This is a genomic window from Janthinobacterium sp. CG_23.3, from assembly GCF_046115965.1.
Classification (GTDB): domain Bacteria; phylum Pseudomonadota; class Gammaproteobacteria; order Burkholderiales; family Burkholderiaceae_D; genus Janthinobacterium.
On record NZ_JBJXIB010000023.1, the window covers coordinates 44,748 to 50,979 of the forward strand.

Here is a 6,232-nt window from a genome sequence, read left to right on the forward strand (position 1 = left end):
TATACATATGCGCTTTTCGCCGAGGGGGGGCAGGCCGTCGGCGCCAAGGCGAGAAGGTCTGACCCCAGAACTGGCATTTGGTTTTAAAGCGCCGCGGCGGCGCCGCCGCGATTTATAATCGCCCTCTCGGAAAGACAAGCAAGAGGTCGGCAACATGGCGAAACTTTATTTCAGATATTCGGCGATGAACGCCGGCAAATCGACGGCGCTGCTGCAAGTGGCGCACAACTACGAAGAGCAGGGCCAGGCGGTGCGCCTGTACACGGCGGCGATCGACAGCCGCTACGGCGTCGGCCGGGTCACTTCGCGCCTGGGTCCGCAGCGCGAGGTCGACGTGTTCGACGCCGACACCGACTTCCTGGCCGACCTCCCGAAGGTCGCCTGCGTGCTGGTCGACGAGGCGCAATTCCTCGCTACGCGCCAAGCGCAGCAACTGCACCAGCTGGCGCAGGTCAAGGGCGTGCCGGTGATCTGCTACGGCTTGCGCACCGACTTCATGGGCGAGCCGTTTCCCGGCTCGGCCTATCTGCTGGCGTTGGCCGACGACATCGAGGAGCTGAAGAACATCTGCACCTGCGGCAAGAAGGCGACGATGAACATCCGCGTCGACGAACACGGCAAGCGCATCAAGGTTGGCGAACAGATCAGCATCGGCGGCAACGAGCGCTACCGCCAGGCTTGCGGCCGCTGCTTCTACGCCGGCTGAACGCGGCGCCACGCCGGCCGGTTAAAACGCGCGCCTTAACGAGCGCTTAAGCTTGTTCGCGCAAACTTGGTCCCCAAGGCAGACTTTTGCCCTGCCGTATACTGTAGAATTGTGCTCGGATCGCGGGCGCAGCCCCAGTTTCAACGGCGGCCGCGGCAACGCCGCGGCGCCGGTAAATCGTATATCACTTTTCGGAGAAGCCGATGAAGAAGCAAATGATGCTGGTCGTCCTGGCGGTGGCAATGTCAGCGCGGGCCGGCGCGGCCCAGTCGGAAAAGATCGCGGCGCCCACCATGAAGCCGCAGGCGCAGCAAACCCAGGCCGCCCTGTGGGCCTCGCGGGTGATGTCGCGCTACCATTACAAGGCCACCCCGCTTGACGACGCCATGTCGGAGAAGATCTTCGACCGTTACTTCAAGTCGCTCGACGCCGAAAAACTGTTTTTCGTGCAGGCCGACCTCGACCAGTTCGCCAGCGTGCGCTCCAAGCTCGACGACGCCATCACCGGTGAAAACCTGGCGGTGCCGTTCGCCATCTACAATCTGTACCAGCAGCGCTTCGACGAGCGCATCGGCTTCGCCCGCGAGCTGCTGAAAAGCAAATTCGATTTCACCGTTGACGAAAGCTACCAGTACGACCGCGAAAAAGCCGCCTGGCCGAAGGGCGACGACGAGGCCCGCGAACTGTGGCGCAAGCGCGTCAAGAACGACTGGCTGCGCCTGAAGCTGGCCGGCAAGGACGACAAGGCGATCCGCGAGACGCTCGACAAGCGCTACGAGAGCTACACCAGCCGCTCGCGCAAGCTCAACAATGAAGACGTGTTCCAGATCTTCATGAACGCCTACGCGATGTCGATCGAGCCGCACACCAACTACCTCGGCCCGCGGGCGTCGGACAATTTCGACATCGCCATGCGCCTGTCGCTCGAGGGTATCGGCGCGGTGCTGCAAACGCGCGACGAATACACGGTGGTGCGCGAAATCGTGCCCGGCAGTCCGGCCGGCCTGTCGGGCAAGCTGAAGGTCGGCGACCGCATCGTCGGCGTCGGCCAGGGGGAAAGCGGGCCGTTCACCGAGGTGCTGGGCTGGCGCATCGACGACGTCGTCACGCAGATCCGCGGCGCCAAGGACTCGGTGGTGCGCCTCGACGTGCTGCCGGCCGACGCCGGTCCCGACGCCAAGCACGCCACCGTCGCGCTGGTGCGCAAGAAAATCAGCATGGAGGAGCAGGCCGCCAAGAAGACCGTGATCGAGGTCAAGGACAACGGCGTCAAGCGCCGCGTCGGCGTGATCTCCCTGCCGACCTTCTACCAGGACTTCGAGGCGCGCCGCAAGGGCGACAAGGATTACAAGAGCGCCACCCGCGACGTTGCGCGCCTGCTCGGCGAGTTGAAGAAGGACAAGGTCGACAACGTCCTGATCGACTTGCGCAACAACGGCGGCGGTTCGCTCAACGAGGCGGTCGAGCTGACCGGCCTGTTCATCGACAAGGGGCCGGTGGTGCAGCAGCGTAACGCCGAGGGCAAGGTCGACATCGAGAGCGACACCAACGCCGGCCTGGCCTGGGACGGCCCGGTGGGCGTGCTGATCAACCGCGGCTCGGCGTCGGCGTCGGAAATCTTCGCCGCCGCGCTGCAGGATTACGGCCGCGGCGTGATCATCGGCGAGGCCAGCTTCGGCAAAGGCACGGTGCAAACGCTGATCAACCTGGACCGCTTCGGCGGCAACGAGAAGGCCCGCTTCGGCGAGCTGAAGATGACGATCGCGCAGTTCTTCCGCATCAACGGCGGCACCACGCAGTTGCGCGGCGTCACGCCCGACATCAAGCTGCCGGCCATGTCCGACAGCGAGAACTTCGGCGAGTCGAGCTACGACAACGCGTTGCCGTGGACCTCGATCAAGCCGGCGCTGTTCGTGCCGGCCGGCGACTTGAAGGATATCGTGCCCTTGCTCGAACGTAAGCACGAGGCGCGCGTGTCGAAGGACAAGGACTTCCAGTATTTGCAGGAAGACCTCGCCCTGGTCGCCAAATTGCGCAAGGAAAACCTGATCTCGCTCAACGAAACGGTGCGCCGCAAGGAGCGCGACAGCCAGGAGGCGCGTTCGAAAACCCGTGAACGGCGCCTGTTGGCCGCCGCCGCGAGCGACGACCTGACGGTGCTGCCGGACCCGAAAGACGCGCTCAACAAGGCCTTGAACATCAAGACCTCGGCCAAAACCGCGCGCCAGATCGCCGCCATGAAGGGCGCGATGCATACCGACGACGGCCTGCAGGGCGACGAACGGGCGCTGACGGCCGAGCTGGACGCCGAAAAGGCGGCCAAAAGCGCCAAGGACGTGCTGCTCAACGAAGCGGTGCGCATCCTCGCCGACGAAGTGGGCTTGATCAAGACGGATACCCGGCTGGCCTCGCGGGTGCTGCCTTACGTGCCGGAACCGGCCGCCTCCAAGTAACACCAGCGACTTGTCATCGGCCAAGAGCCCCGTGCATCGTACGGGGCTTTTTTTCGCCGTCCGCGCCGCCGCCGGTTGCGGTTAACACTGTTTTCCAGCGACGTATTCTTCCTTGCGCCGAACGCCCCGCGACGCGCTCAATCGGGGATTGTTTTTTTCGCCAGCTTCCATTACGATAAGTCAGGCGCACTCATTGCGCCACGTCGCTCGGACGGTTCCGGGCGCTTACGTAGAGCTTTTTCATGACACAATCCCCAACTCCGCGCAGCTTTTCGCGCATCAATCGCCTTCCCCCTTACGTTTTCAATATCACCGCCGAGCTGAAGATGGCGGCGCGGCGCCGTGGCGAGGATATTATCGATATGTCGATGGGCAATCCCGACGGCGCCACGCCGTCCCACATCGTCGACAAACTGGTTGAAACGGCCAAGCGCCCCGACACCCACGGTTATTCGGCGTCGAAGGGCATTCCGCGGCTGCGCCGGGCCATCTCGCATTGGTACAAGAAGCGCTACGACGTCGACATCGACCCCGACGCGGAGGCGATCGTCACCATCGGCTCGAAAGAGGGCCTGGCGCATTTGATGTTGGCCACGCTGGACCGCGGCGACACGGTGCTGGTGCCGAACCCGAGCTACCCTATCCATATCTGGGGCGCGGTCATCGCCGGCGCCGACATCCGTTCGGTGCGCATGAGTCCGGGCGTGGACTTCTTCGCCGAGTTGGAACGGGCGATCCGCGAAAGCTATCCGAAGCCGAAGATGATGGTGCTGGGTTTCCCCTCGAATCCGACCGCGCAGTGCGTCGAGCTGGAGTTTTTCGAGCGCGTCGTCGCGCTGGCCAAGCAGCACGACATCCTGGTGGTGCACGACCTGGCCTACGCCGACATCACCTTCGACGGCTGGAAGGCGCCGTCGATCATGCAGGTGCCGGGCGCGCGCGACGTCGCCGTCGAGTTTTTCACGCTGTCGAAAAGCTATAACATGGCCGGCTGGCGCATCGGCTTCATGGTCGGCAACAGCGAACTGGTGGCGGCGTTGGCGCGCATCAAGAGTTACCACGACTACGGCAGCTTTACGCCTGTGCAGGTGGCCGCGATCGCCGCGCTGGAGGGCGACCAAAGCTGCGTCAGCGACATCTGCGCGCAATACCAGAGCCGCCGCGACGTGCTGGTGAAGGGCTTGATCGAGGCCGGCTGGCCGGTTGAGAAGCCGAAGGCGTCGATGTATATCTGGGCGCTGATCCCCGAGGCTTACCGCGACCTTGGCTCGCTGGAGTTCGCCAAGCGCCTGCTGGCCGAGGCCAAGGTCTGCGTCTCGCCCGGTATCGGCTTCGGCGAATACGGCGACGACTACGTGCGTTTCGCGCTGATCGAGAACGAGGCGCGCATCCGCCAGGGCTTGCGCGGCATCAAGGCGATGCTGCGCGACGGCATGGCGGCGGCGCCGCGCTGATCCGTCGGGCGGTTTGGCAGGAATAATCCTCATACTGTCATTTGCGCCAACTCGCCGTCGCCCTAGAATGCCTGGGTGCCTCGATACAGCCGATCGGGGCTTTCCCACCATTTTCAAGGAGCCATCACCATGCTGGAACTCAGACCAAGCTGCGAGCACTGCGACATCGATTTACCGCCAGCCTCGGCGGAGGCGCGCATTTGCACTTATGAGTGCACGTTTTGCGTCTCCTGCGTCGACACCGTTTTGCACAACGTCTGCCCGAACTGCGGCGGTGGTTTCGTTGCGCGCCCGGTCCGGCCGGCGCACAACTGGAAGGGCAACAACTATCTCGGCGCGGACCCGGCCGCCACCGTGCGCAAGCACCGGCCGGTTGACGCCGCCGTGCATGGCGAACTGCTGGCCAAGTTGCGCGAAGTGCCGCCCGCCCAACGTTGACGCGCGGCCGCGCCATGATATTCATCAGGCTTATCGGTGACATCATGCATATAAATTGGATTTATATGTCACGGCGCAGCATACTGCATCTGTCTCCTCTATTCTCCTCCAAGAAAATAGATTCAGCCCGCTCTCCGTAGCGGGCTTTTTTTATGCGCGCGGCATGGACCCACTCTTGCGGGTGAAAATCTCGCCGCGAGCCGGGCATACCGTAGCCGCTAGTGGGCGGCGCGCGGCTTGCGCTGTGTCAAGTTGTGGCGGTGCCAGCTCTCCGGGGGCACTGGGCGCTAGTCGGCCGAAGCGGACTGTCGTGTCTAAATGCCTCATTTATATTATCATTTGGCTTGGTAATCCCACGGATACAAGGAGATATGATGTTCAGTCATGTAATGATTGGTTCGAACGACATCGAACAGGCAAAGCGTTTTTATGACGCCGTCCTCGCAACGTTCGGGGCGGGCGAGCCATTCCGTAATCAAGCAGATTCCGGTCACAAGCGCCTCTTCTACCGGCACGACGGCAGTACTTTTTGCATCAGCGAGCCGATCGACGGGGAAGCGGCGACGTGTGCGAACGGCGGCACGATAGGCTTCAAATGCAGCTCGCCCGAACAAGTGCAGCAATTTCACGACACCGCAGTCGCGCATGGCGGCCAGTCGGTTGAGGACCCGCCGGGCCTGCGTGACGGCGCCATGGGGGCCATGCACCTGGCGTATGTTCGTGACCCGGACGGCAATAAGCTCTGCGCAATATACCGTCCGAAATAAGCCATTCGTCTACCCGGGCGCGGAGTCTTTACCTGCGGAGATATCACCAAATTTTATCTCTATCATCATGAAAATAAAGTGGTTTTATATGTCGCACCGCAGCATAATGCATCTGTCTCCTCTATTTTCCTCCAAGATTATAGATTCAGCCCGCTCTTCGCAGCGGGCTTTTTTTTCGTTGAAATAGGGTGCCTGCGGCGGCGCCCGGCGGCGGAAAAAACTTGACTCTCGGCAATACGTAGACAATACTTGTGGCGATGGAACTTGCTGGAAGGCAAGGAGGTAGCAGGAACCTGATACCGCTCAGTTAAGTATGTTCGTAGATACTATGAATGAAGGCGGGTCGGCAAAAGACGCAAATTAATCCTAAAGTGAAGGTTCGAAGAATCAACTTAGGAGAAAATCATGCAACCG

5 protein-coding genes are annotated in these 6,232 nt (G+C 62.0%); all 5 read left to right on the plus strand.

Features of this window, described 5'->3' with window-relative positions; genetic code table 11:
* Positions 1-154 precede the first annotated feature (154 nt).
* Positions 155-706: a thymidine kinase gene (locus ACFDR9_RS08395; RefSeq protein ID WP_409030720.1), complete on the plus strand. Its 552-nt coding sequence runs from the start codon at positions 155-157 to the stop codon at positions 704-706.
* A gap of 203 nt (positions 707-909) precedes the next feature.
* Positions 910-3,159, plus strand: coding sequence for a carboxy terminal-processing peptidase (locus ACFDR9_RS08400; RefSeq protein ID WP_409030721.1), 2,250 nt, complete (start codon positions 910-912; stop codon positions 3,157-3,159).
* Between the two features lie 242 nt (positions 3,160-3,401).
* Positions 3,402-4,613: an alanine transaminase gene (gene alaC, locus ACFDR9_RS08405; protein WP_409030722.1), complete on the plus strand. Its 1,212-nt coding sequence runs from the start codon at positions 3,402-3,404 to the stop codon at positions 4,611-4,613.
* A 129-nt stretch (positions 4,614-4,742) separates the two neighbouring features.
* Positions 4,743-5,051, plus strand: a complete 309-nt coding sequence (locus tag ACFDR9_RS08410; RefSeq protein ID WP_409030723.1) for a DUF1272 domain-containing protein — start codon at positions 4,743-4,745, stop codon at positions 5,049-5,051.
* A gap of 374 nt (positions 5,052-5,425) precedes the next feature.
* A complete protein-coding gene (locus tag ACFDR9_RS08415; RefSeq protein WP_409030725.1) occupies positions 5,426-5,818 on the plus strand; it encodes a VOC family protein in 393 nt (130 codons plus the stop codon).
* Positions 5,819-6,232 lie beyond the last annotated feature (414 nt).

Coding starts and splice junctions, on each gene's coding strand:
- ACFDR9_RS08395 (WP_409030720.1), top strand. CDS start 155: ATGGCGAAACTTTATTTCAGATATTCGGCGATGAACGCCGGCAAATCG.
- alaC (WP_409030722.1), top strand. CDS start 3,402: ATGACACAATCCCCAACTCCGCGCAGCTTTTCGCGCATCAATCGCCTT.
- ACFDR9_RS08400 (WP_409030721.1), top strand. CDS start 910: ATGAAGAAGCAAATGATGCTGGTCGTCCTGGCGGTGGCAATGTCAGCG.
- ACFDR9_RS08410 (WP_409030723.1), top strand. CDS start 4,743: ATGCTGGAACTCAGACCAAGCTGCGAGCACTGCGACATCGATTTACCG.
- ACFDR9_RS08415 (WP_409030725.1), top strand. CDS start 5,426: ATGTTCAGTCATGTAATGATTGGTTCGAACGACATCGAACAGGCAAAG.